Genomic DNA, 25,329 nt, shown 5'->3' with positions numbered 1-25,329 from the left:
AATCCTGACGCGTGTCGTCGTGTCCCTGTCGGCATGGCTGTCAATTCGACCGTGTCTGCCCCACTTCACGGCATCAGGCCCCAGGGTCTCAGCCCTGGGGTTCCACCACGACCTTGAGGCCGCGCCGGGATACGGCGGCGGCGAAGGCGTCCGCGGTTGCCGCGAGTGGGAAGCGTTCGGTGACCAGCGACGACACGTCCACCGACCCGTTCTCGACGAGGCGGATCGCCCGGGGATAGGTGAGGTTCATCCGCCGGACCAGCGCGAGCGTGAGGCCCTTGCGCCGGGCCAGCGACGCGGGGAACGACGTGCGGTCCTCGTCCGGGATGCCGGCCAGCACGACCCGGCCGCCGGGCCGGGCCGCGGTCATGGCGACGCGCACCGCGTCGTCGTCGCCCGCCACCTCGAAGGCCACCCGTACACCGAGGCCGTCCAGCCCGTCGATGCCGGTCCACGCGTCCGGTCCCGCCTCCTCGGGGGACAGGGCGTGGTCGGCGCCGAGCCGCAGTGCGGCCGCGCGGCGGTGCGGCAGGGGATCGACGGCGACCACTGTGGAGGCGCCGGCGAGCCGGGCGAGCTGGACCACCAGCAGACCGATCGGCCCGCAGCCGACGACGGCGACGGGCGCGCCGAGCGCCAGATGCCCCAGGTCCACGGAGTGGATCGCCACACCGAGCGGTTCGAGCATGGCCCCGTCGCTGTCGGAGAGCGCGTCGGGCAGCGGGTGCAGCAGGTCGTCGGGCCAGGCGAGGCACTCGCGCAGGCCGCCGTCGAGCGTGCCGTGCCCGGCGAAGCGGACGTCCGGGCACAGGTTTCCGTAGCCCGTCGCGCACACCCCGCACCGGCCGCAGGGGATGGCGGGGTCGACAGCGACCCGCGTGCCGTGGCGTGGGCCGCCCTCGATCACTCCGGCGATCTCGTGCCCCACGACGAGCGGATCGTCCAGAACGGCGTCGCCGATGCCGCCCTCCGAGTACCAGTGCAGGTCGGAGCCGCACAGGCCGACGGCGGTGACGCGCACCAGGCTCTCGCCGGGCCCGGGAACGGGCGGCGGCTCGTCGGACACCCGGATGTCGCCCGCCTTGTGCAGCCGGGCGGCCCTCACGTCGCGGTCCCTCGCTTCATCGCCGCCCTCCTCGATCCGTCCTCCACCTTGATCGTAACCGGCCTCCCGGCCGCCGCCCGGCCCGGGGGAGGGCGTACGCCGAGGGCCGGGCCCTGCTGCCGGGCCCGGCCCTCGGAACGTTCCCACGCGGGGCGCTATGACCGGGCCTGCCCGGTCATCTGCCGCGCCTGGTCGCGGGTCTGCTCGGTGACCTGCCGTGCCTGGTCGCGAGCCTCCTCACCCGTGGTCCTGGTCGCCTCCGCGGCGGTTTCGCGCACCTGCTGGACCGCCTCCCTGGCGTCCTCGCCCACGCGCTGCGCGGTCTCCTGGACGGCCTGCTTCACCGGCTCGACCATCTCGCCGGCCCGGTCCTTGACCTGCACGGCCGCGCGTTCCTCGGCGGAGGTCTTCGGCAGCAGGCTCGCGGCCAGCAGCCCCGCGCCGAAGGCGATCAGCCCCGCGGCGAGCGGGTTGCCCTGCGTGCTCCGCATCGCCTGCCGGGGCGCCTCGCGCACGGTCTGGGCGGCCTGCTGGGCGCCGTGCCGCACCATCTCGCCCGCCTCTGCCGCGGTGCCGCGGACCGTCTCGCCCGCCTGCGTCGCCGCGTCACGGACCGTCTCGCCGGCGTGCGCCGCGGCGTCCCGCATCGTCCCCGCGGCATCACCGGCCTGATCGCGAACCGTGTGGGTGGCGTGTGCCGGCACTCCCATCACCTTCTCCTTCACCGACTGCGCCGCCTGGCGCATCCTGTCCGTACGGCGCCGCACGATGCGCGCCGGGCTCGCCCGGTCGGCGAGCCGGTCCACGTCGGCGGCGAGTTCCGCCCGCGTGACCTCGATCTCGGCCCTTATCTCCTCTGGGCTCGCGCCCATCGCACGTCCTCCTTCAGCGTCTCGATGGTCTGCTCGGGGGTGGGGTTCACCTCGCGCATGCGCTCCTTGCCCCGCGCGAACAGCACGCCGCCGATCACCGCCCACACGGCCGCGACGATGAGCGCGGCCCAGGCCAGGTCCATGACGTTGCCGAGCCCGAACACGACGGCCAGCGTGACGAGGAGCGCCACCATGTATCCGGCGAAGCCGGCCCCGCCGAGCATTCCGGCGGCCTTGCCGGCCTTGGCGGCCTCCTGCCGGATCTCGGCCTTGGCGAGCTCCACCTCCTGGCGGAACAGCGTGGACAGGTCCTCGCCGATCTCCCCGACCAGCTTGCCCAGCGAGGGCTCGGCGGGTGGGCTGGGGTAGCTCATCGCGGGCCACCCCCGTTGCCCGGCGTCCCCGGGTACCCGTCCGCATGACCGTCCCGGATCTCCTCCGACGGGTAGCGCGCGCCGGTCGCGTAACCGGTCCCGGTGCCGTTGCGCGTTTCGTCACCGGCTCGATATCCGGTGCCGTTGCCGTACGGGGGTGAGCCGGCCGCGCCGGTCCCCGGGCCGCCGGTGCCCGCGCTCCCGCTCGCCGGCTCTCCGGCCAGGGTGTGCCGCGTGCCCGTGCCGTACGTCGCGGACGGGCGGGTGCCGTACGGGGCGGTCGAGGGCGATCCGGAACCGTATGCGGCGCCGCTTCCGCCTCCGGAGGCGGTGCCGTATGCGGAGCCGGAGTCGAACCGCCTCGCCGCGTCGCCCGTGTGGTGGTCCTCGGCCGAGTTGACGGCCTTGACGGCCCGTCCGACGAGGAAGCCCGCCACCGCGGCGCCGGCCAGGAACAGCCCCGGGCGGCGGCGCGCGAAGTCCTGCACGTCGCGCACCGCGCCCTGCAGGCCCTGGGTCTCCAGGTAGTCGGCGGCGCGGCGCCCCTGGTCCGCGACCTGCTGGACCACGTCGCGCATGGGGGAGTCGGGCTTGGCGTTGTCGCCGATGGCCTCCAGCTCGCCGGTCCACTGGCGGATCGTGTCGGCCGCGCGTCTGCTCTGGTGCCGCGCCTGCTCGTCGGTGTGCCTGCGCAGCTGGTGGAGAACGTGCCGCGTCTGCTCCCTGGCCTCGTGGGCGACCGTACGCGCCTGGTCCTTGGCGGTCACGGCCACCTCGCCGGCGGCCGCCCTGGCCTCGTGGGCCGTCTCCTGCGCCGCCTGCCGGACCTGCTGCGCCGTCCCCTGCTGCGCCGTGCCCTGCTGTGTGGGCCCCTGCTGTCCGGCCTGTGGACGGCCAGTGCCCTGCGGCAGCGCGCTTCCCCCGTCGTACGTTCGCGTCTCGGTATGGAAGTCGCTCACTGAAGCCTCCTTGGGTCGAAATCGTCCCTGGAGCGGCGAGCTACCCCCGAAGTCCGAACGGACGCACAAATCGCCCAAAAAAGTAAAAATCGCGTATTGACCTGGTCAAGCGCAGTGCGTACAGGCCCGTGAAGCCGGAGTGGGCCGGGCGACGGGAAGGCCGGGGACGTGCCCGGCGTGCGGTTGGGAAAGGGCGACCTCTCTTCGGCGGAGATGCGGAAGGCTGGTGGGAGAGCGCTTTCCCAGAGCCTGGACCCGGCCGGCCGCCCTGTCAAGGCCGGCCTTTCAATGCGGCGGAAATCCGCAGTTCACGCAGGGGAAACCGGGCCGGAGCGGTCCGCTGCGCCGAGCGTGGGGGAGGGTCGCCCCTTGACACTCTCCGCCTTCCGCGACACTCTCCTCCTTGGAGAGCGCTCTCCAAGCCGACGGCGGTGCGGAGAGCCCGTGCTCGCGTCGCCGGCGCCCGTCACCTGGGACGACTCCCGCACCTGCGGGGCCGTCCGCGCCGCGCTGTCGCAGGTCCGCGCTGTCACAGCACCCGTTCACCCCCCAGGCCGCCGCCCTCACGGGTGGGCGGTCGCACCCGCAAGAGTGAGGACAACACCCGTGCGCAGACACAAGCCATATCTCGCCGCCGTCGCCGGAGCCCTCGTGCTCGCCGCGGCGGCCTGCGGCGCCGACGACTCGTCGTCCACGGCCGGATCGGCCGGTGGGAGCGCGGCCCAGACGATCACCTACTGGGCGTCCAACCAGGGCACCAGCCTGGAGAACGACAAGGAGGTGCTCAAGCCCGAGCTGGACAGGTTCACCAAGGAGACCGGCATCAAGGTGAACCTGGAGGTCGTCCCCTGGGCCGACCTGCTCAACCGGATCCTCGCCGCGACCACGTCGGGCAAGGGCCCGGACGTCGTCAACATCGGCAACACCTGGTCGGCCTCGCTGCAGGCGACCGGGGCGTTCGTGCCGTGGGACGACGCGCTGCTCAAGTCGCTCGGCGGCAAGGAGCGCTTCCTCGGCCCCAGCCTCGCCGCGACCGGCGCCCCCGGCCAGCCGCCCACCGCCGTGCCGATCTACGGCATGACGTACGGCCTCTTCTACAACAAGAAGATGTTCAAGGAGGCCGGCATCGACAAGCCGCCGGCCACCTGGGACGAGCTGATCGCGGACGGCAAGAAGCTGACCAAGGACGGCAAGTGGGGGCTCGCGGTAGAGGGCGCGAGCGTCAGCGAGAACGCCCACCACGCCTTCATCTTCGGCCAGCAGCACGGCGCGGACCTGTTCGACGCCTCCGGCAAGCCGCACTTCGACTCCGACCAGGAGGTCGCGGCCATCAAGCAGTATCTCGACCTGATGGCCGCTCACAAGATCGTCAACCCGAGCAACGCGGAGTACGCCAACGGCACCGAGGCGGTGCAGGACTTCGTCTCAGGCAAGGCCGGCATGCTGATGTGGCAGTCGATCGCCACGCAGCTCAAGCAGGCCGGCTGGACCGAGGACGACTACGGCCTGGCCCCGATCCCGCTGCCCGACCCGTCGCAGGGCGGCAAGCAGGTCAACGCGATGGTCGCCGGCATCAACCTCGCCGTGTTCAAAACGGCCGCCAACAAGGACGGGGCGTTGAAGTTCGCCCAGTTCATGACGTCCAAGCAGACCCAGCAGAACCTCAACAAGGCGTACGGCTCGCTGCCGACCGTCACGGACGCCTACGACGACCCGGCGTTCGAGAGCGAGACGATCAAGACGTTCCAGCAGATCCTCTCGACCACGGCCGCGCCGCTGCCGCAGGTGGCGCAGGAGAGCCAGTTCGAGACGCTGGTGGGCAACGCGATGAACCAGTTGTTCGCGGACGCCGCGAGCGGCAAGCCGGTCACGGAGGAGGCCGTCAAGGCCAAGCTGACCGAGGCCAACCAGCAGATGGGCGGCTGAGCGGCCGATGACCCGGCGCCGGGCGGAGGCTCCGCCCGGCGCCTCAATGCAGACCCTCAAAGTCGAGAGGAAGTCCGTGAGTCCTCCGTCCCCTCAAGAGGACGGCTTCTCGCCGTCCCCGGCCGAGGTGGCCGGGGCAGGCGACGGCCAAGCCCTGACCGATGCCCCACTGGGGCGTACAAGGACGGCATCAGGGGAGCGATCCCCCATGAATCCGGCGGTCCCCGCACCGGATTCGACGACGGTGCCCGCAACGTCCCGGCCCGCCACGTCCCGGCCCGCCACGTCCCGGCCCGGCGCGGGACGAAGGCCCGCGTCTCCGGGTGGCCCTCCGCCTCCGGTCGGCAGGCGGCGCGGGATCGCCGGCCGCGTCCCCGCGCGGCTGCGCCGCGTCGCCCTGCCCTACCTGCTGATCCTTCCGGCCGTGCTGCTCGAACTGCTCGTCCACCTGGTGCCGATGCTGATCGGCATCGGGATGAGCTTCCTGAAGCTCACCCAGTTCTTCCTGCGCAACTGGTCGGCCGCGCCCTTCGCGGGGCTGGACAACTACAGCGTCGCCGTCGACTTCGACGGCGCGGTCGGCCGCTCGCTGCTGCACTCGTTCCTCGTCACCGTGGCGTTCACCGTGCTCACCGTCGGGCTGTCGTGGCTGTTCGGCATCTGCGGTGCGGTGCTCATGCAGGGCTCGTTCCGGGGCCGGGCCGTGCTGCGCGCGCTGTTCCTCGTGCCGTACGCCCTGCCGGTCTACGCCGGGGTGATCACTTGGAGCTTCCTGCTCCAGCGCGACTCGGGGCTCGTCAACCACGTGCTCGTGGACCAGTTGCACCTGTTCGGCGAGCGGCCGTTCTGGCTGATCGGGTCCAACAGCTTCGTGTCGATCATCGTGGTCTGCGTGTGGCGGTCGTGGCCGTTCGCCTTCCTCGTGCTGATGGCCGGGCTGCAGAACATCCCCGCCGACCTCTACGAGGCGGCGGCGATCGACGGCGCGGGCTGGGGCCGACGGCTGCGCGCGGTCACGCTGCCCATGCTGCGCCCCATCAACCAGGTGCTCGTGCTGGTGCTGTTCCTGTGGACGTTCAACGACTTCAACACGCCGTACGTGCTGTTCGGCAAGTCGGCCCCGCACGAGGCGGACCTGATCTCGATCCACATCTACCAGAGCTCGTTCGTCACCTGGAACTTCGGCTCGGGCTCGGCCATGTCGGTGCTGCTCCTGCTGTTCCTGCTGCTGGTGACCGCCGTGTATCTGGTGGCGACGTCCCGGAGGAGGAGCGATGCGTGACCCCCGCTGGCTGCCCTGGGCGCGGTGGGCCGGTCTCGGCCTGCTCGGCCTGTTCACCCTGACCCCGCTCTACGTGATGCTGACCTCGGCGATCAAGCCGCTGCAGGACGTGCAGGGGGATTTCCACTGGATCCCCACGACGATCACGCTGCGGCCGTTCGCCGACATGTGGCGGACGGTCCCGCTGGCCCGCTACTTCGCCAACAGCCTGATCGTGGCGTCGGTGGCCGCGCTGGTGTCGGTCGTCATCGCGATCTTCGCGGCGTACGCGATCAGCCGCTTCCGCTTCCCCGGCCGCCGGATCTTCTCGGTCACCGTGCTGTCGACGCAGATGTTCCCCGGCATCCTCTTCCTGCTCCCGCTGTTCATGATCTACGTGAACCTCGGGACCGCGCTCGGGGTCGAGCTGTACGCCAGCCGCACCGGGCTGATCATCACCTATCTGACCTTCTCGCTGCCGTTCTCGATCTGGATGCTGGCCGGATATTTCGACTCGATCCCGACGGCCCTGGACGAGGCCGCCCAGGTGGACGGCAGCGGCCCGATCGGGGCCCTGCTGCGGGTCGTCCTTCCCGCCGCGACCCCCGGTATCGTGGCCGTCGCGATCTACGCGTTCATGACCGCGTGGGGGGAGGTGCTGTTCGCCTCGGTCATGACCGACGAGTCGAGCCGCACCCTCGCCGTCGGCCTCCAGGGGTACGCCACCGAGAACGACGTCTACTGGAACCAGATCATGGCGGCCTCCCTGGTCGTCAGCGTCCCCGTGGTGGCCGGGTTCCTGCTGCTGCAGCGCTACCTCGTGCAGGGCCTCACCGCGGGCGCCGTGAAGTGAACTCTCACCGTCATCATCGAATCAAGGAGAACCAGCGAATGGAGCCGCAGCGCGGCCACGCCCCCGATGTAACCGCTTTCGAGGACTTCGTCTGGGGCGTCGCCACCTCGGCCTACCAGATCGAGGGCGCGGTCCTCGAGGACGGCAGGCTGCCCTCGATCTGGGACACCTTCTGCGAGGTGCCCGGGGCGATCGACGGCGGCGACACCGGGGAGGTGGCCTGCGACCACTACCACCGGTGGCGCGAGGACGTCGGCCTGCTCGAACGACTCGGCGTGGACGCCTACCGCTTCTCGGTGGCCTGGCCGCGCGTGGTGCCCGACGGCACAGGACCGGTCAACCCGCGCGGGCTCGCCTTCTACGACCGCCTCGTGGACGCCCTGCTCGACGCCGGCATCCGGCCGTTCGTGACCCTCTACCACTGGGACCTGCCGCAGGCGCTGCAGGACCGCGGCGGGTGGCCCGCGCGCGACACCGCCCAGCGCTTCGCCGACTACGCCGCCGTCGTGGCCGAACGGCTCGGCGACCGCGTCGCCGACTGGACGACGCTCAACGAGCCGCTGTGCTGCTCCTGGCACGGGCACCTGGAGGGCTCCATGGCGCCCGGGGTGAAGGACCTGGAGGCCGCCGTCCGCACGTCCTACCACCTCCACCTCGCCCACGGCCTGGCCACACAGGCCGTACGGGCCGCGGCGCGGCTGACGCCGTCGATCGGGATCGTCAACAACCTCAGCCCGTGCGACCCGGCGACCGACAGCGAGGAGGACCACGCCGCCGCGCGGCGCCTCGACGGGCACGTCAACCGGTGGTGGCTCGACCCGGTCACCGGCCGCGGCTACCCCGAGGACATGATCGCGGTGTACGGCGTCGATCTGCCGATCCGGCCGGGCGACCTGGAGACGATCGCCGCCCCGCTCGACTACCTGGGTGTCAACTACTACTTCCGGCAGGTGGTGGCGGCCGACCCCGAGGGGCCCGTGCCGTACGCGCGGCAGGTCGAGGTGCCGGGGGCGACGACCACAGCCATGGGCTGGGAGGTCGACGCGGGCGGCCTGGAGCGCCTGCTGATGCGCCTCGCCCGGGAGTACGCCGCGCCCCGCCTGTACGTCACCGAGAGCGGGTCGGCCTGGCCCGACACGGTCGGCGCGGACGGCACGGTCGACGACCCGGAACGCCTGGCCTACCTGGAGGACCACATCGCGGCCTGCGGCCGGGCCATCGAACAGGGGGCGCCGGTGGCGGGATACTTCGCGTGGTCGCTGCTGGACAACTTCGAGTGGGCCTACGGATACGACAAGCGGTTCGGCCTGGTGCACGTCGACTACGAGACCCAGGCGCGGACCGTCAAGTCGAGCGGCCACCGCTACGCCGAGATCATCACGGCGAGCAAGCGGCTGCGGGTGGCCTGACCGAGGGGAACGGGGCGCCGGTGGTCCGTCAGGCGGACTCGCGGACCACCAGCGTCGGCTGCACGATGACCGAGGTGACCTGGAAGTCCGGGTCCGCGACCTGCGCGAGCAGCAGGCGGGCCATCTCGGCGGCCATGTCCTCCATCGGCTGGCGCACGGTCGTCAGCGGCGGGCGGCAGGCGACCGCGGCGCTGTCGTCGAACCCGATCACCGCGACGTCCTCGGGCACCCGGCGCCCGAGGTCGCGCAGCGCGAGCAGCGCGCCCTGCGCCATGAGGTCGTTGGCGACGAAGACGCCGTCGATGTCCGGGTGCTCCTTGATGAGCCGGTGCATGCCGGCCTCCCCGCTCGCGGGCATGAAGTCGCCCTCCACGGCCGGCACGTACGGGTGGCCGTGCCCGGCCATGGCCTCCTGGAATCCCGACAACCGGTCCTGGGCGGCGGGCACGTCGAAGGGGCCGCTGATCGTGGCCACCCGGCGGCAGCCGCGCGCCACCAGGTGGTCGGCCGCCAGCGCCGCGCCGGCCCGGTGGGCGAGGTCGACGTAGCTGATCGGGATCGGCCGGGCGGGCCGCGCCCACAGCACGGCGGGCAGCCCGGCGTCCACCAGCAGCTTCGGCAGCGGGTCCTCGCCGTGCGTCGAGACGACCAGGGCGCCGTCGGCGCTGCCCTGCCGGAGGAAGGACACGACGTCGTCGCGGGTCTGCGCCGAGTCTGCCAGCATCAGCACCGGGTGGATGCCCCGCGGCCGCAGGTATCCCACCACGCCGCTGGCGACCCGGCCGAAGAACGGGTCGGCGAAGACGCGGGACTCGAACGGCTCGCCGCCCTTGGCGTCGCCCGCGCCCGACACGACCAGCGCGACCGCTCCCGTACGGCGGGTGACCAGGGACCGGGCGGCCCGGTTCGGCACGTAGCCGGTCGTCTCGATGGCCCGGTGCACCGCCTCCTGGATGTCCGGCGCGACGTTGCGGATACCGTTGATCACGCGCGAGACGGTCGCCCGGGACACTCCCGCCACACGGGCCACGTCCTCCAGCGTGGGGGCTCCCGACGTGTGCGGGAGATCGGTGCTCATGCAGCCATTTATAGCACGAGGTGGAGAGCGCTCTCCGGTGTCGTGCGCCGGGCGCACGGCGTGAACCGGTCGGCATGCGAGGATCGGCTCCGCGCCCACCGCCCCGGGCGGACACGGCGAACGCCCCCGTCCCGGCGGGCGAGGCCGCCCGCACACGACCGACACGTGAGGAAGAGCGACAGGAATGGCCGATCACCTGACACTTCGACCTATCACCGAAGCCGATCTGGACGCCTTCGACGCGGCCTTCCAGAGCGAGAGCGGCGCGACTCCCCACCAGTGGTTCGGATTCACCCCGGCCGTGGCGCTGCGGGAGGCGCTGCGCACCCGCGGGCTCCTGGCCGGAGCCGACAACATGCTCGCCGTCACGGTGGACGGAGAGCTCGCCGGACGGGTCGAGTGGCTGGAGCGGCGCTGGGGGCGTCGTGACACGTCGCTGTGCTGGGAGATCGCCGTCGGCCTGCTGCCGGACTGGCGCGGCAGGGGAATCGGGACCCGGGCCCAGCGGGAACTCGTCCGTTACCTGTTCACGCACACGCGGGTGGAACGCGTCCAGGCGACCACCGACCCGGAGAACGCGGCCGAGATACGGTGCCTGGAGAAGATCGGGTTCCGGCTCGAAGGCGTGGTCCGGCGTGCCCAGTGGCGAGGCGGGCGCTGGCACGACCAGCTCCTCTACTCGATCCTGCGGGACGAGTTCGACCTCGCGTCCGGATGAGCCCGGAAAATCCGTCGCCGGGGCGGCGCGGCGGGGGCAAGATGAGGCATGCCCATCGATGATCTTCCTGGCGCCATCCGGCTTCCCGACGGCACGCCGGTGCGGGGCCGGGGCCTGAGACGTCCCACGCCGCCTGGCGTCCTGCCCGACCACGGCCTCTACCTGGGCAGCCGGCGGCTCAGGCGCAAGCATGACCACGGCCTCACCTGGCCGCACGAGTGGATCGACTGGCCCGACTTCCTCCTGCCCCGCGACCGGGAGCACGCGATCGGCCGCATCCGGGCCCTGCACGAGCACGCGCGCGCGGGCCGCCGGGTCGAAGTCGCCTGCGGCGGGGGAGTGGGGCGCACCGGCACCGTGATCGCGTGCCTGGCCATCCTGTCGGGCCTGCCCGCCGACCGGGCCGTCGCCTGGACCCGGGCCGAATATCACCCGCGGGCGGTGGAGACGCCCTGGCAGCGCCGCTGGGTGCTGCGCTTCCCCGCGTCCTGACGGTGGCCGCCGGGACCCCGGGCACCATGAGGAGGAGGCCGGTCGAGGCCGTCCGGATCCCGTATGGTTGGGTGCCTTTGTGCTTGTGGACGTGCTGGGGCTGGCCGGGGTCGGCCTGGTCGCCGGAGTGGTCAGCACGGTGGTGAGCCTGGCCTCGATCGTGTCGTACCCCGCGCTGCTGGCCTTCGGCCTGCCGCCGCTGGCCGCGAACGTCACCAACACGGTCGCGCTGCTGTTCACCGGTGTGGGAGCGGCGGCCGGGTCGCGGCCCGAACTCGCGGGTCAGGGACGTCTCGTCGGCCGCCTCGGACTCGCCGCCGCGCTGGGCGGCGCGACCGGCGCCGGGCTGCTGCTGGTCACGCCGTCGCGGACGTTCGAGATGGTCGCCCCGTGGCTGGTCGCGGGCGCCTCGCTGCTGCTGTTGCTGCGCCCGCCACGCCCCGGGCAGGTGAGCCTCGGCGGGGAGAGCGGCCTGGCGCTGCGCGTGGGCGTCTTCTGCGTCGCCATCTATACGGGCTACTTCGGCGCCGCCGGCGGGATCATCATGTTCGCCGTGCTCGCGGCGGCGCTCGACCGCCCGGCGGCGGGCGTCAACGCGGTCAAGAACGTCGTGGCGGCGCTCGCCAACGCCGTCGCGGCCGTCTGGTTCGCCGTCTTCGGCCCGGTCGACTGGGCGGCGGTGGGCCCCCTGGCCGTGGGGTTCCTCGTCGGCGGCTGGCTCGGCCCGGCGGTCGCGCGCCGCCTGCCCGGCCAGACACTGCGCCTCGCCGCGGCCCTCTGCGGCCTCGCGGTCGCGGTCAAGCTCGGCGTCGACGCCTACCGCGGCGGCTGAGCGGTTCTGTCCGGCGACTCCGCCGCGGCGACGGCCTCGGCGTGCCGGGCCCGCAGGCGCTCCCGGATCTCCCCGGGCGTGTACGCACGCCGCCGCCGCTCGGCCCGGGCGATCACCACACCGGTCGCCGCGACACCCGCGAAGGCCGCAAGGCCGAGTATCTTCCACCACCGCATGTGCCTAGGCTACTGCCGTGGCTCATACGCGGATAAGTCTCGACAAAGCGATCGAACTAGCCCGTACCGGCGACCTTTGGGTGTTCCGCGGACGCAGTGTGCCGGACCGCGCCATCCAGGTGACCACCAACAGCCCGGTGAACCACGTCGGCATGGCCGTCGTCATCGAGGACCTGCCGCCGCTCATGTGGCACGCCGAACTCGGCCGGTCGCTGCCCGACATGTGGTCGGGCACGCATCAGCGCGGCGTCCAGTTGCACGACATGCGGGACGCCGTCTGCGTCTGGGCGGCCAGGTACGGCCAGCGCGCCTGGCTGCGGCAGTTGGAGCCGTCCGCCACCAGGGAGATGGAGGACGCCGTCCTGCGGACGATCGCGCGGCTGGACGGCACGCCGTTCCCCTCCACGGCCCGCCTGGCCGGGCGCTGGCTGCGCGGGCGGCTGCCCTCGCTCCGGCGCGGGGCACGGGACGACACACGGGACGGCGCCCGAGCCGGTGCGCTGGACAGCGCGTTGGACAGCGCACTGGAGACGGCCTACTGCGCCGAGGTCGTCGCCCTGACGTACGAGGCGATGGGCCTGCTGCCCGCCGGCCGCCGCCCGAACTGGTACGACCCCGGAAGGTTCTGGAGCGGCGACAACCTCGTCCTCAGCGACGGGCACCGGCTGGGCGGCGAGATCGCGGTCGACGTCCCCGGCGGCGAGGCGCCCTGACGGAGCGTCGGGGGACCCGTGATGCCTACTCGCCGGTAGGCGCTTGTTCAGAAGTTTTTCCCGCGGCCGTCAACCTGGGGCCGCCGAGGCGCGTCAGGTGTAGGCACCGTTCGTCCAGACCCGGAGGGCAGAGCCCCATGCCTACTCCTGAGATGAGACGCGAGGATCTCGCCGGAAGCACCGACCGAGAGCGGCAGGCGCGTCTCGCGCTCGACGCCATACGCCGCCAGGGTCCAGAGGCGGTGCAGGAGGAGACGCTCCGCATGAAGTCCGAGTTGTTCCGGTTGTATGGCTGGGAGGGGTACCAGCGGGTCATCGCCAAGATGGAGAGCGACCTGGCGCGGCTGCACGAGTCACGCTGACGGACAGCCGCCGGGGTCACCCGGAGGACACGCTGGTCAGGCGCCGTCCGAGCCACTCGGTCACTCGCCGCACGAACACGACCCGGTTGGCCCGCCGCCGGATCTCGTGCCCCTCGTCCTCGAACAGCAGCAGCTCGCAGGGCACGCCCCGGGCCCGGGCGGCGCGGACGACCTGCTCGGCCTCGTACACCGGGACGTTGGTGTCCCGCGCGCCGTGCACCACGAGCAGGGGAGCCGTCAGGCGGTCGAAGGCGTGCAGGGGCGACAGGGCGTGCAGCAGGTCGCGGTCGGTCTCCGGATGGCCGTACTCGCTCACCGCGGCCGCCGCGATCCACGGCTCCGTGCGCTCGTAGAAGGTGGCGAAGTCTGCCATCCCGCACACGTCCACCCCGGCGCGGAAGAGCCGGGGATACGTGACGAGCGCGGCCAGCGTGAGGTAGCCGCCGTACGACCAGCCCAGGCACGCGAGCCGGGCGGGGTCGGCGAGCCCCGCCCGCACCAGGGAGGCGGCGCAGTCGGCCACGTCGTCGATCGCGCGGAAGCGCAGCGCGTGGTTGTCGGCGTCGCGGAAGGCCCGGCCGAACCCGGCCGAGCCGCGTACGTTCGGCGCGAACACGCCGATGCCGGCGGCCACCAGGCACTGGTACAGCGGGGTGAACACCGGTCGCTCCTGGTCCTCGGGCCCGCCGTGCAGGAAGACCGCGTACGGCGCCGGGCCCGGGACGCCGGGCGGCCGGTAGAGCCAGCCGCTGAGCTCCAGCCCGTCGCGGGCCGGGACGCGCACGAGCTCGGCGTCCACGGCCCCGGCGAGCGGGCCGGTTCCGGCGACCGGCAGGTATCGGCCCGTGTCCAGGTCGCACAGCACGACGTGCGACGGCTGGGCCGGTCCCTCGACGGCGAGCACGGCCACCCGGCCGTCCGGTGCGAGCCTGACCGAGGAGACCACCTCACCGGGCGGAGCGGGGAGCGGGCGTCGCACCCACCCGGGGCCGCCGCCGAACCCCGCACCGAACCCCGCACCGGGCCCGGTGTCCGAGGGGCCGGTGTCCGCGGGGCCGGCGTCATCCGAACCGCCGCCGGGCGCCTCCAGCACCTCCAGTTCCGAGCGCCCGGCCGTGTTCCACACCAGCACGAGGCGCCGCCCGTCCACGGTGAGCGCGAAGCGGTCCAGTTCGGCGTCCGGGCGCTCGGCCACCACGACCGGCAGGCCCTCCCGGCCCCCGCCGACCGGCACGTCGACCGGCGCGCCGACCAGCCCGTCGACCGGCACGGCGACCAGCGCGGCGCGGTCCCGGCCCGCGTCGGTCAGCAGGTAGGCGGTGCCTCCGCCGGGGGAGAGCACGCCGTGTTCGGTCGAGCCGGGCAGCTCCGCGAGCAGCGGCCGCTCGGCGACGCCCCCGGCCAGACCCGTGCCACCCCCGGGAAAGCTTGGGCCACCCCGGGACAGGCCCGCGTCACCTCCCGGGAGGTTGATGCCGCCGGGGGAGAGGTCCTTGACGTACATGCGCCTGACCCCGCGGGGGCCGCACCGCAGCAGCACCCTCGCGTGGTCGCGGCTGACCGCCTCCGGGTGCAGCAGCGGCCCGGCGGCGACCGTCTCCCGGCTGCCGGTGGCCGCGTCGATCAGCAGGGCCTCGGTCAGTCCGGCCGCCGAGACCTCGGTCACCAGGAGCAGGTCGCCCCGGCCGGTCCACTCGGCGAACCACGCCGAACCGCCCTCGGGCGCGGCCAGCGGACGCAGGTCGCCGCCGTCGGCGCGGACCGTCCAGACCTGCGTGTGCTCGCCGCCGCCCGGCGCCACGAGCACCGCCAGCCGGTCCCCGGCCGGCGACCAGCTCACGTCGGCGACCGGCTCGGGTCCGGTGTCGACGACCCGTGCCCGCCCGCCCGGCTCCAGCGGCTGGACCCAGACCCGCGGCGCGCCGTCCCGGTCGCTGACGTACGCGACGGCGCGCCGGTCCGGCGCCAGAGCCGGCGTCCAGCAGCCCCAGACGTCGAGAAACCCGGCGTCGAGGAACACGGTGTCGGGAAACCCGGCGTCGGGAGACCCGGTGCCGGGGAACACAGCGCCGAGGAGGTGCTCCACCATCAGATTCCTTGCGCCTGCAGCCACATCTCCAGCAGTCCGAGCTGCCACAGCACGTTGACCCCCGTCGTGGTGCGGTGGGCCTCCCGGTTCTCCAGCAGCTCCTCGACGTACGCCTTGTCGAACAGGCCGCGGGAGCGCGCGGCGGGCGCGGTGAGCGCGTCGCGCACCAGGTCGAGGAAGGGCCCGTCGATGTGCCGGATCGCGGGCACCGGGAAATAGCCCTTCGGCCGGTCGACGACCTCGCGCGGCAGCAGCGCCCGGGAGGCCTCCTTCAGGATGCCCTTGCCGCCCCCGGCCAGCTTCAGCTCCGGAGGGCACGCCGCCGCCAGCTCGACCAGCTCGTGGTCGAGGAATGGCGTACGGGCCTCCAGACCATGGGCCATCGTCATGTTGTCCACCCGTTTGACCGGGTCGTCGGCGAGCATCAGCCGGGTCTCCAGGCGCAACACCGCGTCGAGCGCGGTCTCGGCGCCCGGCCGGTCGAGGTGGCGGCGGACGACGTCGGCGCTCACGTCCTCCTCGACCAGGTGGTCCGGTGCGACGATGCCGGCCAGGTCCTCGTGCGGCCGGTCGAAGAACTCCCGGGCGTACGTCGCGAAGGCGTCCTCGCGCGGCACGGCGGCCAGCGGGGGGAACCAGCGGTACCCGGCGAACACCTCGTCGGCGCCCTGCCCGGACTGCACGACCTTGACGTGCCTGGCCACCTCCCCCGACAGCAGGTGGAAGGCGACGCAGTCGTGGCTGACCATGGGCTCGCTCATGGCCCGCACCGCCTCCGGCAGGCCGGAAAGCAGGCGGGAGTCCTCGATGAGGATGCGGTGGTGGTCGGTGCCGAAGCGTTCGGCGACCAGGTCGGAATAGCGGAACTCGTCCCCCGCGTCGCCGCCGGCCGCGTGGAAACCGATGCTGAACGTCGACAGGTCCCGCTGGCCCTCCTCGGCCAGCAGGGCCACGATGACGCTGGAGTCCAGCCCGCCCGACAGCAGCACGCCCACCGGTACGTCCGCGACCATGCGCCTGCGGACCGCCGCGCGCAGCCGGTCGAGCACGGCCTCGCGCCAGTCGTGCGCGTCCATCCCCTCGTATCGCGGCAGCCGGGTGAAGGGCGGGTTCCAGTAGACCGTGTCGTGGGAGGTCCCGTCGGCCTCGACCGTGCGTACGGTCGCCGGAGGCAGCTTGCGCACGCCGGAGAGGATCGTGCGGTCGCCGGGCACCAGCGAGTGGAAGGTCATGTAGTGGTGCAGCGCGACCGGGTCGATGTCGGTGCTCACCTCGCCCCCGGCCAGCAGCGCGGGCAGGGTGGAGGCGAAGCGCAGCCGCCGCCCGTCTTCGGACACGTACATCGGCTTGATGCCGAGCCGGTCGCGGGCGAGCGTCAGCCGTCCCGTTTCCGGTTCGAACACGGCGAAGGCGAACATCCCCGCGAAGCGGTGCACGCAGTCCGGGCCCCAGCGGTGGAACGCCTTGACCAGGACCTCGGTGTCGGAGTCGGAGAAGAAGCGGTAGCCCTCGGCCCGCAGTTCCTCGCGCAGCTCACGGTAGTTGTAGAGGCAGCCGTTGAAAACCGCGGCCAGGCCGAGGGCGGGGTCCGCCATCGGCTGGGCCGCCTTGTCCGACAGGTCGATGATCTTCAAGCGCCGGTGGCCGAGGGCGACCGGGCCCTGTGACCACAGGCCCGACCCGTCCGGGCCGCGATCGTGCATCGCGTCGGTCATCCTGCCCACCGCGCCGATATCGGCGCGCCGCCCGTCGAACCGGATCTCGCCGGTCAGTCCGCACATGTCCTACCTCCCGGCCGCCGCGAGTCGCCGGTCTCCGGATCTCGTCTCCGCCAGCAGGAGGTCCACCACGTCGGTCAGGCGGCCGCCGCGCCGGAACGCCTCGCGCTGCCGGGCGGCCGATCCGCCGTCGGCCAACGCCCGGGCCGCGAGCGACGAGACGAGCGCCCAGTCGCCGGACTCCTCCAGCTCCGGCCGGAGCCCCTCCAGCATCCGGCCGACGACCGTGCGGGCCGGTCTCGGCACGCCCTCGACGGGATCGACCAGCTCGCCGTCCAGTCCCGAACGCGCCGCCCGCCAGGAGGCGGCCCGCACCAGCTCCGTACGCACGGACTCCGCGGCCGCGGAGGGCGGCTCGCCGGCGGCGAGGGCGTCCAGCTCCCGGCTGACGAGCGCGCGGAACAGCCCGGCGATCAGCACGATGTCGTCCACCCGCGGGCAGGCGTCGCACAGCCGCAGCTCGACGGTCGGCACGTGCGCCGACGGCCGTACGTCGAAGTAGAGCATGCCGGGATCGCTGATGACCCCCGACCGGATCAGCTCGTCCACCATCGCGTCGTACTCCTCGGCCGACTCGAACCGCGCCGCCGGCCCCGCGGTCGGCCAGCGCTGCCACACCATCGACCGGAAGCTCGAGTAGCCGGTGTCGGCCCCCATCCAGTACGGCGAGCTGCAGCTCAGGGCCAGCAACGTGGGCAGCCAGGGAGCCAGCCGGTGTGCGACGGCCACCGCGAGGTCGCGGTCGCGCACCTCGGCGTGCACCTGGGTGCCGCAGATGAGCTGCTCGCGGGCGAGCGCCTGGTAGTCGGCCAGCATCTGCTCATAGCGCGGATCGGGGGAGATCTTCATCGTCTCGGCGTCGACCAGCGGGACCGTGCCCGCGGCCACGATGCCGAGGCCGAGGCCGTCCGCCGCCGCGATCGCGTCGGCCCGCAGCCCGGTCAGCTCCCGGGAGAGGTCCTCCAGGCTCGTGCACGGGCGGGTGTTGGCCTCCACCATCGAGCGCTGCAACTCCTGAGTGAACCGGTCGGGCGGCAACTGCTGGAGGAGCAGGCCGGCGCGCGGGACGAGCTGCCGGGTTCCCAGGTCCACGACGTGGAACTCCTCTTCGACGCCGACCGCCATATCCCGTGCGAGGTGTGTCATGTAGCCGCTCCCAGGCTGATGAGTGCTTTTGCCTCCTCTGCCCCGAAAGTCGGCTTACGCACGTCTCTGGTTTCGGATGGTGATGAAAGTTACAGGCCCTCACCGAGGACGGCCCAGCTCACCGGGGTCGCCCGTGGGCGCGCCTTGACCGGCCCGCCACCCCGTCGCCACGATCTCGACGTTCAGAGCACGACCGTGACCGCAGGGAGCCCGATGACCGGCCGCGCAACCTCCGTCCGACGCCGCATCTGGGCGGCCGCCGTCGCCGCGGTGCTGCTCACCGCCTGGCCCGCCGCCACCCCGGCCGGCGCGGTCGACGACCCGCCCGCGCCGGTGACCGGCAGCGCGACCTACTTCGACGGCCTCGGCTCGCCGTACGGCGGCTGCGGCCTGCCGCAGTCGGAGCTGGACTCGCAGGACTTCGTCGCGCTCAACGTGTACGACACGCCCGGCGACTACTCCTTCTACCCCCGCCCGCTGACCGGCGCGAACGCCTCCAAGGCCGGGCTGTGGAACAACGGCCTCAACTGCGGCCGGTACGTGAAGGTGAGCATCTCCGACTACTGCACCGGCGTCAACGACGGCGCGCCCGGCCAGGCGTTCTGCCGCAACGGCTCGTGGGTCTCCGACGCCTACAACGGCGCCACGCTCACCATGCTCGTCGCCGACAGCTGCGGCGACTCCAACGGCTGGTGCCGCGACGACCGGTATCACCTGGACCTGTCGAAGCCGTCGCTCAACAGGTTCGTCAAGAACGGGGCGCCGGTCGGGGACATGTACCCGAACCACTGGAACAACCGCCACGTGACCTGGTCGTTCGTTCCGGCACCCGGCTACAGCGGCGACATCAGGATCGGGTTCATGAAGGGCGCGCAGGCGTGGTGGCCCGCGATCGCGGTCTCCCACCTGCCCAACGGCATCCACGGGGTGGAGTACTACGCCGACGGCGCCTGGAAGCAGGCCCAGATGAACTCCGACATGGGCCAGTCGTACATCATCGGCGGGGTCACGCAGGGCGCGACGCGGTTCCAGATCCGGGTGCGCGACGCCTCCGACGCGCTGGTGAACGGCGGCCGGGTCTACAGCTTCGCCCTGCCCGCGTCCTGCGGATCGCAGTGCGGCGCGGACTACACGGAGGCGACCTACACCACGACGACGCCCAGCGGCTCGCCGTCACCGTCGCCGTCCGCGTCGCCCTCGGCGTCACCGTCGGCCTCGCCCTCCGCCTCGCCGTCGGCGTCCCCCTCCGCGTCTCCTTCTGCGTCCCCGTCCGCGTCGCCCAGCCCCAGCCCGTCCCCGTCGGCGAACCCCGGGACCTGCCAGGTGACCTACCAGGTGGCCAACTCGTGGCAGGGCGGATTCACGGCGAACGTCACGGTCAAGAACACCGGCACCGCGGCCTGGCAGAACTGGACGGTCACCTGGGACATGCCGTCAGGAGTGAGCCTCGTCAGCGGCTGGAGCGCGACCGTGACCTCCAGCGGCACCCGCTGGACGGCCAAGGCGCCCTCGTGGGCGACGAACCTCGCGCCCGGCGCGTCGGCGAGCTTCGGCTTCCAGGCGTCCGGCCCCTCCTCGCCGGGGGCGAGCGGGTTCACCTGCTCCTGACCCTCCTACCGGTTCCCGGCCTCCGGCCGGCTCGCGGCGGTGCCTCGGCGCCACGCGAGCCGGCCGCTCCATGTCTGCCACGTCTGCCCCGGGGGAGGAGAAAGGTCCCGCGGTGCAGGGACCAGCGGCCCTGCCTCCGACGAGGCGCAGGCGGTCGGATAGGGGACAGGAGCAGAAGGAGGAGCCATGACCGAACCCGTCATCGTGGGCACCGACGGCTCGCGCGCGGCGGCCGCCGCCGTGGAGTGGGCCGCGGGCGACGCGGCGCGCAAGGGCCTGCCGCTGCGGATCGTCCACGCGGTGGACCGCCTGCCGTACGAGATCGCGCGCTATCCCATCCCCATCGACGACCAACTCGACCGGGCCGGACGGCGGATCCTGGAGGAGGCCGAGCAGGCCGTGCGGGAGACCCACCCGGCCGTCCGCGTCGCCACCGCCATGATCGAGGGCGACCCGTCCCGGGTGCTGCGTCAGGAGTCCGGGAACGCGGCGGAGATCGTGATCGGCAGCAGGGGACACGGCGGGTTCACGGGCATGCTGCTCGGGTCGGTCGGCATGCACGTCGCCGGTCAGGTGGACGTCCCCGTCGTCGTGGTGCGTGCCGGGGTGTCGGCGCCCCACGGGCTGGTCGTCGTCGGCGTCGACGGCTCCGCCGAGGCCGCCGCCGCACTGACCTACGCGTTCGAGGAGGCGCGGCTGCGCGACTGCCGGCTGCTCGCCCTGTACGCCTGGCAGCTCCCGGTGCACCCCTTCGCACCCGAGATCACCTACGACGTCGACGAGGTGCGCAAGGCCCAGGAGGACTACGTGGCGGGCGCGCTGCGTACCTACCGGGACCGGTATCCCGACGTCGCCGCCGAGATGCGGGCCGTCTGCGCGCACCCGGTCGCCGCGCTGGTCGAGGCCGGGGAGAAGGCCGACCTGCTCGTCGTGGGGTCGCACGGGCGCGGCGCCGTCGGCGCGGCGGTGCTCGGCTCGGTGAGCCGGGCGGTCCTGCACCACGCGCACTGCCCCGTCGCGGTGGTGCGGCCTCCCCGGAGCTGAGACCGGACGCGCGGGTCTCACGCGCGACTTGAGGGTTGGCGAGTGGCTGTCAGCGGATTCCCGGAAAAAGTCCTATATAGGACTTCAATGAGAAACTTGAAGGAGGAAATCCGAAGAGAAAAGGACCTCGTGTGACCGAGAACGACGTCATCGAATTCGTGACCGGCCTGCCGGGTGTCGTCGCCTTCACCGCCGCGGAGGACAACGGCGCCCCGCAAGCGGCATGGGGAGACACCTTCTTCTACTACGACCCCGACGACGAGCCGGCCAACCGGAAGATGCCCTTCGCCACGATCGTCGTGAAGGATTACGAGGGGTTCGACACCGCCTCCGACCTGAACCGCCCCGGCGTCTTCCGGGTCAACATCGGAGTCGGCCGCACCGTGTTCGAGGAAGTGCTCGGCTATCCGCCGGCGGCGCACGCCGACCACCACGAGGCGCTGGACTACCGGGTGCCGGACCGCGTCCTGCCGCACCCCCTGTACGCAGCGCAGTCCTGGATCTGCGTGCTCAACCCCGGCGACGCCACCACCGCGCGGGTGCGCGATCTCCTGACCGGCGCGCACGCCCGTGCGGCCGCCCGCCACAGGACGGGCGAGCGGACCACCCGCGCGTGACCCACCCGCACCCGCTGCCGCCCGGCGGCGGGTGTTAGCGTGGCCCGGGGGATGCGATCTTCGAGGAGGTCTCATGTCGGTTCTCGTCGCCTTCAGCGTCACGCCCATCGGCGCCGGTGAGGATGTCGGCGAGGCGGTGGCGGAGGCGGTGCACGTGGTCCGCGCGTCCGGGCTGCCCAACCGCACCGACGCCATGTTCACCACGGTAGAGGGGGAGACGTGGGACGAGGTGCTCGGTGTCGTCAAGGACGCCGTCGCCGCCGTCGAGGCCCGCTGCTCCCGCGTCAGCCTGGTGCTCAAGGCCGACGCCCGCGCCGGGCAGGGCAGGCTCGACGCCAAGGTCGCCTCCGTGGAACGCCACCTCGCCGAAGGCGCCTCCTGACCACGGCCGGGCTGCCGATCCGGACGGGGACGGACTCCCCACCGGGCCGGGCGGAGCGTCGCGCCGAAGGCGGAGTCGCCCGCCTGCGCACCCCGGGTAACCCGAACCCTGACACCCGTCCGGTCGCCCGTGGCGTCTATCGTCGCCGCATGAAGGTCTGTTCCATCGCCGCGCCGGCCACGGCCGAGGAGGCGGAGGCGATCCAGGACGCCCTGCGACCCCGGCTGGACCTGACCGGCCCCGGTCCCCGTGACCCCGCCCTGGTCGCGGGGGTGGACGTGGCCTATGCCGACGACCTGCTGGCCGCCGCGGTCGTGGTGCTCGACGGGACGACCCTGGACGTGGTCGAGCAGGTGACGGCGCCGGGACGGCCCGCCTTCGGCTACGTGCCCGGCCTGCTCGCCTTTCGCGAACTGCCCAGCCTCGTCGAGGCGCTGGAGCGGCTCACCGTCACGCCCGACCTGATCGTCTGCGACGGGTACGGCCTGGCGCATCCGCGGCGGTTCGGACTCGCCTGCCACCTCGGGGTGCTCACCGGCCTGCCTACGATCGGGGTCGGCAAGACGGCCTTCGTGGGCTCCTTCGAGCCGCCCGGCCGGGACCGCGGCTCGTGGAGCGACCTGCTCCTGGACGGCCAGGTGGTCGGCCGCGTGCTGCGCACCCGGGACGACGTCAAACCGGTCTTCGTCTCCGTCGGCCACCGCGTCGACCTGGAGACGGCCTGCCACGACGTGCTGGCCCTGACCCCGCGTCACCGGCTCCCCGAGACGACGCGCGCCGCCGACCGCCTGTCCCGCTCGGCGCTGAAGGCCGCCCTGGCCGCCTCCGCCTGACGAGCGCCCGGCGAACGCGGCACACACCCCCGGTTCCTCACCCCGTCATCGCGCCGTGTAGCCGCCGTCGGCCACCAGCACGCTGCCCGTCATGAACGAGGAGTCGCGCGACAGCACGAACTCGACGACCGACGCGATCTCGGCGGGCTCCGCCAGCCGGCCGAGCGGGATGTTCGCCGCCGAGTCCGCGAGCGTCCTGCCGAGGCGCGCCTGCTCCCGCTCCAGCATCGGTGTCCTGGTGCCGCCGGGCGCCACGGCGTTGAAGCGGATGCCCCGCGCGGCGTTCTCCAGCGCGAGGACGCGCATGAGGTTGATGACGGCCGCCTTCGACGAGCTGTACGCGCTCAGCCCCGGTGCGCCGACCGTGCCGAGCTCGGACGCGATCGCCGCGAAGGAGGGGGCGGAAGATCGGGCGAGAAGCGGCAGGGCCGCCCGCGCCAGCACGAAAACGGCGCGCAGGTTTACGTTGAGCACCTCGTCGAACGTCCGCGACGGCGTCTCGGGGGCCGGCGCGGTGTGACTGATCCCCGCGCAGGCCGCGACCCCGTCAAGGCATCCCTCGGCCTGTCCGACGTCGTGGAGCAGCGATTCGACGGCGGCCTCGTCGGTCACGTCCACCGCCCGGCTGACGATCTCTGGACTCAGCCTTCCCAGGCCGCGTTCGTCGAGGTCGGCTGCCCACACCCGCCAGCCGTGCTCGTGCAGTCGTCGCGCGGTCGCGGCGCCGATTCCCGAAGCGGCTCCGGTCACCAGGACGGTTCCAGGCATTGTGCTTCCTCTCTCCCCGGGTTCCCGGTACGGCATCTCCGAACATCCGTCAACCGGTGGAAATGTTCGTCAAATTTGAGTGAGCTGTGGGGCCGACAATATGCCTCCGCCTCTGTGGGATGTCCAGGCCTCGATGCGTCAAGGTTCGATAACGCCAGCCGTATACGTGGGCTGGCGTGCGCGGTTGCCCTGCGCAGACCTTGAGGAGGCAGAGAGGGCTCCCGTCGAGGGCCCCCGGAGATGGGGTGGAGGCCTGTGTGAAATCGATGTAACGCCATTCGCCCCTCTAGACAAGCCTGGAAGAGCTCTGTCACATTTGAGGAACTTGATCGACCCCTTGGCGACGGGCGCCGGGGCTCCGGGGAGAGTCCCGTCATCCTGGGCCGCCCGGTCCGGCAGCGGTCATCCGACGGCCGCTCCCGCCCGTGCCTCGCCATCGGCAGGCCGCGGCGAGCGGCCGTGCCCCCCCGGCCTGGGTGGCGCGGCCCCCGAGGCCGCCCGGCAGAAAGGAATCCAGTGAACCTCAGCTCGGACCAGCGCTTTCTCCGGGCGGCGCGGGTGTATCCCGCCCTCGGCGACGACGTCCTGCACGACGCGGTGATCGAGGTGCGGGGAGACCGTGTCGTGCGGGTGTGCGCGGCCGCGGACGCCGCCGAGGACCTCGCCCGGCCCGGCGTGCGCGTGATCGACTACGGGGACGCCACCGTCGTCCCCGGTCTCGTCGACGCGCACTGCCACATCACGCTGACCGGGGACGGCACCCCGTACGAACAGCAGGTTCTCGACTCGGACGAGATGATGGCACTGATCGCCGTCAGCAACCTGCAGCGGCACCTCGCCTCCGGCGTCACCACGATCCGGGACAACGGCGGGCGCAACCGCATCGTGTTCGAGGTGCGGGAGGCGGTCGAGCGGGGCTATGTCAGAGGCCCCCGGATGCTGCTTGCAGGCCGCCCCATCACCCATTCGTACGGGCACTTCTACTGGTGTAACGGGGTCGCGGACGGGGCCGACCAGATCCGCGCGGCCGTACGCCGCCTTGTGGCCGAGGGGGCCGACCACATCAAGATCATGGCCTCCGGCGGGGCGACCGCGGGCAACATCCCCTACTACTCCTCCTACACCGCCGCCGAGATGCGCGTCGCCGTCGAGACGGCGCACGGCCTGGGCCGGTTGACCACCGCTCACTGCCGGGCCACGTCCTCGATGGTCAACGCGGTCGAGGCCGGCCTCGACTGCATCGAGCACGGCGAATTCCTCGTGCCGGGCGAGATGATGGAGTTCGGCGGTGGCGTCGCCTCCAGCGGCCGCATGGTCTACGACCCGGCGGTCGCCCAGACGGTGCACGACGCGGGCACCTTCATCAGCTTCACGGCCCAGACCGGCGGCTGGGAGACGCTTGTGGAGCTGCGCCGGCGGGCCGAGCACGGCCCGCTCGGCGACGTGGAGAAGGGCCGGGTCTCCGCCATCGAGGCGTACTTCGACATGAAGCTCGGCATCCTGTCGTCGATGCTGGCCGACGGCCTGGGGCCGCGCATCGCGATCAGCAGCGACGCCGGTCCGTACGACGTCGCCTTCGGCGGACTGCAGCACGGCATCGAGCTGGCCGTGGCGGCCGGCATGTCGCCGCTCGCGGCCATCCGCGCGGCGACCGCGGTCGCCGCCGAGGCGTGCGGCATCGCCGACCAGGTGGGCACCCTCGCGCCCGGCCGCCTCGCCGACCTGCTCGTGGTCGGCGGCGACGCCACCCGCGACGTCTCCCGGCTGTGGGACGTGCGGGCCGTCTACCAGAGCGGCCGGCTTGTCGCCCCGCTCGTCGCCGACTCGGGCGCGGACACCGGCGTGGTCCCGCTCCTGCCGGCCCGCCGCGCCGCCTCCGTTCCCGACTGCTGAGACGTGACCGTACGTCGCCCTGACGCCCCCCGAACCACCCA

At 72.7% G+C, this 25,329-nt stretch carries 25 protein-coding genes; 15 read left to right on the top strand and 10 right to left on the bottom strand.

What is annotated here, in order from left to right:
- Nucleotides 1–88: 88 nt before the first annotated feature.
- The 4 genes from Msi02_RS29105 to Msi02_RS29090 all read right to left on the bottom strand — a co-directional run bounded on the left by Msi02_RS29105 (nucleotide 89) and on the right by Msi02_RS29090 (nucleotide 3,310).
- A complete protein-coding gene (locus Msi02_RS29105) occupies nucleotides 89–1,105 on the bottom strand; it encodes a zinc-binding dehydrogenase (RefSeq protein ID WP_204051195.1) in 1,017 nt (338 codons plus the stop codon).
- 155 nt (nucleotides 1,106–1,260) lie between these two features.
- Nucleotides 1,261–1,977: a DUF3618 domain-containing protein gene (locus tag Msi02_RS29100; RefSeq protein ID WP_204051194.1), complete on the bottom strand. Its 717-nt coding sequence runs from the start codon at nucleotides 1,975–1,977 to the stop codon at nucleotides 1,261–1,263.
- Nucleotides 1,953–2,351: a phage holin family protein gene (locus tag Msi02_RS29095; protein WP_079319590.1), complete on the bottom strand. Its 399-nt coding sequence runs from the start codon at nucleotides 2,349–2,351 to the stop codon at nucleotides 1,953–1,955. The genes Msi02_RS29100 and Msi02_RS29095 overlap by 25 nt, the downstream gene beginning before the upstream one ends.
- Nucleotides 2,348–3,310: a hypothetical protein gene (locus tag Msi02_RS29090; RefSeq protein ID WP_204051193.1), complete on the bottom strand. Its 963-nt coding sequence runs from the start codon at nucleotides 3,308–3,310 to the stop codon at nucleotides 2,348–2,350. The genes Msi02_RS29095 and Msi02_RS29090 overlap by 4 nt, the downstream gene beginning before the upstream one ends.
- A gap of 606 nt (nucleotides 3,311–3,916) precedes the next feature.
- On the opposite strand from Msi02_RS29090, the gene Msi02_RS29085 reads away from it, so the two are divergent.
- The 4 genes from Msi02_RS29085 (at nucleotide 3,917) to Msi02_RS29070 (ending at nucleotide 8,759) form a co-directional block, all read left to right on the top strand.
- Complete coding sequence (locus Msi02_RS29085) at nucleotides 3,917–5,236, top strand: ABC transporter substrate-binding protein (RefSeq protein ID WP_204051192.1); 1,320 nt, start codon at nucleotides 3,917–3,919, stop codon at nucleotides 5,234–5,236.
- Between the two features lie 208 nt (nucleotides 5,237–5,444).
- A complete protein-coding gene (locus Msi02_RS29080; protein WP_239108791.1) occupies nucleotides 5,445–6,518 on the top strand; it encodes a carbohydrate ABC transporter permease in 1,074 nt (357 codons plus the stop codon).
- Complete coding sequence (locus Msi02_RS29075; protein ID WP_079319586.1) at nucleotides 6,511–7,350, top strand: carbohydrate ABC transporter permease; 840 nt, start codon at nucleotides 6,511–6,513, stop codon at nucleotides 7,348–7,350. Before Msi02_RS29080 ends, Msi02_RS29075 begins: the two co-directional genes overlap by 8 nt.
- A gap of 38 nt (nucleotides 7,351–7,388) precedes the next feature.
- Nucleotides 7,389–8,759: a GH1 family beta-glucosidase gene (locus Msi02_RS29070; protein WP_204051191.1), complete on the top strand. Its 1,371-nt coding sequence runs from the start codon at nucleotides 7,389–7,391 to the stop codon at nucleotides 8,757–8,759.
- A gap of 28 nt (nucleotides 8,760–8,787) precedes the next feature.
- On the opposite strand, the gene Msi02_RS29065 is transcribed toward Msi02_RS29070, so the two are convergent.
- On the bottom strand, nucleotides 8,788–9,837 hold the full coding sequence (locus Msi02_RS29065) for a LacI family DNA-binding transcriptional regulator (RefSeq protein ID WP_079319584.1): 1,050 nt from the start codon (nucleotides 9,835–9,837) through the stop codon (nucleotides 8,788–8,790).
- Between the two features lie 184 nt (nucleotides 9,838–10,021).
- Here Msi02_RS29065 and Msi02_RS29060 point away from each other — a divergent pair, with 184 nt between their 5' ends.
- The 3 genes from Msi02_RS29060 (at nucleotide 10,022) to Msi02_RS29050 (ending at nucleotide 11,879) form a co-directional block, all read left to right on the top strand.
- Entirely contained in the window at nucleotides 10,022–10,555 is a 534-nt protein-coding gene (locus Msi02_RS29060) for a GNAT family N-acetyltransferase (protein ID WP_204051190.1), read from the top strand.
- Nucleotides 10,556–10,603: 48 nt separating this feature from the next.
- Nucleotides 10,604–11,047, top strand: coding sequence for a protein-tyrosine phosphatase family protein (locus Msi02_RS29055; protein WP_079319582.1), 444 nt, complete (start codon nucleotides 10,604–10,606; stop codon nucleotides 11,045–11,047).
- Between the two features lie 79 nt (nucleotides 11,048–11,126).
- Nucleotides 11,127–11,879, top strand: coding sequence for a sulfite exporter TauE/SafE family protein (locus tag Msi02_RS29050; protein ID WP_239108790.1), 753 nt, complete (start codon nucleotides 11,127–11,129; stop codon nucleotides 11,877–11,879).
- On the opposite strand, the gene Msi02_RS29045 is transcribed toward Msi02_RS29050, so the two are convergent.
- Nucleotides 11,864–12,055 carry a hypothetical protein gene (locus Msi02_RS29045; protein ID WP_204051189.1) on the bottom strand — a complete coding sequence of 64 codons (192 nt, stop codon included), beginning with the start codon at nucleotides 12,053–12,055 and terminating at the stop codon, nucleotides 11,864–11,866. The genes Msi02_RS29050 and Msi02_RS29045 overlap by 16 nt on opposite strands.
- 32 nt (nucleotides 12,056–12,087) lie before the next feature.
- Here Msi02_RS29045 and Msi02_RS29040 point away from each other — a divergent pair, with 32 nt between their 5' ends.
- The gene (locus Msi02_RS29040; protein ID WP_204051229.1) at nucleotides 12,088–12,768 is read left to right on the top strand and encodes a hypothetical protein; all 681 of its coding nucleotides are present in this window, start codon (nucleotides 12,088–12,090) and stop codon (nucleotides 12,766–12,768) included.
- Nucleotides 12,769–12,920: 152 nt separating this feature from the next.
- Nucleotides 12,921–13,130 carry a hypothetical protein gene (locus Msi02_RS29035; protein ID WP_079319579.1) on the top strand — a complete coding sequence of 70 codons (210 nt, stop codon included), beginning with the start codon at nucleotides 12,921–12,923 and terminating at the stop codon, nucleotides 13,128–13,130.
- Nucleotides 13,131–13,146: 16 nt separating this feature from the next.
- Here Msi02_RS29035 and Msi02_RS29030 read toward each other — a convergent pair whose 3' ends face one another.
- The 3 genes from Msi02_RS29030 to Msi02_RS29020 are packed head-to-tail and all read right to left on the bottom strand — an operon-like array spanning nucleotide 13,147 to nucleotide 18,143.
- Nucleotides 13,147–15,219, bottom strand: coding sequence for a prolyl oligopeptidase family serine peptidase (locus Msi02_RS29030; protein WP_204051188.1), 2,073 nt, complete (start codon nucleotides 15,217–15,219; stop codon nucleotides 13,147–13,149).
- Nucleotides 15,219–17,000 (bottom strand): N-acetylglutaminylglutamine amidotransferase, encoded by a 1,782-nt coding sequence (locus Msi02_RS29025; RefSeq protein ID WP_204051187.1) that lies wholly within the window; start codon nucleotides 16,998–17,000, stop codon nucleotides 15,219–15,221. The genes Msi02_RS29030 and Msi02_RS29025 overlap by 1 nt, the downstream gene beginning before the upstream one ends.
- A gap of 3 nt (nucleotides 17,001–17,003) precedes the next feature.
- On the bottom strand, nucleotides 17,004–18,143 hold the full coding sequence (locus Msi02_RS29020) for a carboxylate-amine ligase (protein ID WP_239108789.1): 1,140 nt from the start codon (nucleotides 18,141–18,143) through the stop codon (nucleotides 17,004–17,006).
- A gap of 213 nt (nucleotides 18,144–18,356) precedes the next feature.
- Between Msi02_RS29020 and Msi02_RS29015 the strand changes: the two genes are divergently transcribed.
- From Msi02_RS29015 to Msi02_RS28995, 5 genes are all read left to right on the top strand, one after another.
- A complete protein-coding gene (locus tag Msi02_RS29015) occupies nucleotides 18,357–19,751 on the top strand; it encodes a cellulose binding domain-containing protein (RefSeq protein WP_204051186.1) in 1,395 nt (464 codons plus the stop codon).
- Nucleotides 19,752–19,937: 186 nt separating this feature from the next.
- The gene (locus Msi02_RS29010) at nucleotides 19,938–20,795 is read left to right on the top strand and encodes a universal stress protein (protein WP_204051185.1); all 858 of its coding nucleotides are present in this window, start codon (nucleotides 19,938–19,940) and stop codon (nucleotides 20,793–20,795) included.
- Between the two features lie 131 nt (nucleotides 20,796–20,926).
- On the top strand, nucleotides 20,927–21,412 hold the full coding sequence (locus Msi02_RS29005; protein WP_204051184.1) for a DUF6194 family protein: 486 nt from the start codon (nucleotides 20,927–20,929) through the stop codon (nucleotides 21,410–21,412).
- Between the two features lie 73 nt (nucleotides 21,413–21,485).
- Nucleotides 21,486–21,794, top strand: coding sequence for a thiamine-binding protein (locus Msi02_RS29000; protein ID WP_204051183.1), 309 nt, complete (start codon nucleotides 21,486–21,488; stop codon nucleotides 21,792–21,794).
- A 149-nt stretch (nucleotides 21,795–21,943) separates the two neighbouring features.
- On the top strand, nucleotides 21,944–22,627 hold the full coding sequence (locus Msi02_RS28995; protein ID WP_204051182.1) for an endonuclease V: 684 nt from the start codon (nucleotides 21,944–21,946) through the stop codon (nucleotides 22,625–22,627).
- 45 nt (nucleotides 22,628–22,672) lie between these two features.
- On the opposite strand, the gene Msi02_RS28990 is transcribed toward Msi02_RS28995, so the two are convergent.
- Nucleotides 22,673–23,395, bottom strand: coding sequence for an SDR family NAD(P)-dependent oxidoreductase (locus tag Msi02_RS28990; RefSeq protein WP_204051181.1), 723 nt, complete (start codon nucleotides 23,393–23,395; stop codon nucleotides 22,673–22,675).
- 516 nt (nucleotides 23,396–23,911) lie between these two features.
- Here Msi02_RS28990 and Msi02_RS28985 point away from each other — a divergent pair.
- Entirely contained in the window at nucleotides 23,912–25,288 is a 1,377-nt protein-coding gene (locus Msi02_RS28985; RefSeq protein WP_204051180.1) for an amidohydrolase family protein, read from the top strand.
- The last annotated feature ends 41 nt before the right edge of the window (nucleotides 25,289–25,329 follow it).

This window comes from Microbispora siamensis (assembly GCF_016863095.1).
In the GTDB taxonomy this organism is placed as follows: Bacteria; Actinomycetota; Actinomycetes; order Streptosporangiales; family Streptosporangiaceae; genus Microbispora; species Microbispora siamensis.
This window is presented reverse-complemented; position numbering and strand designations above follow the sequence as displayed.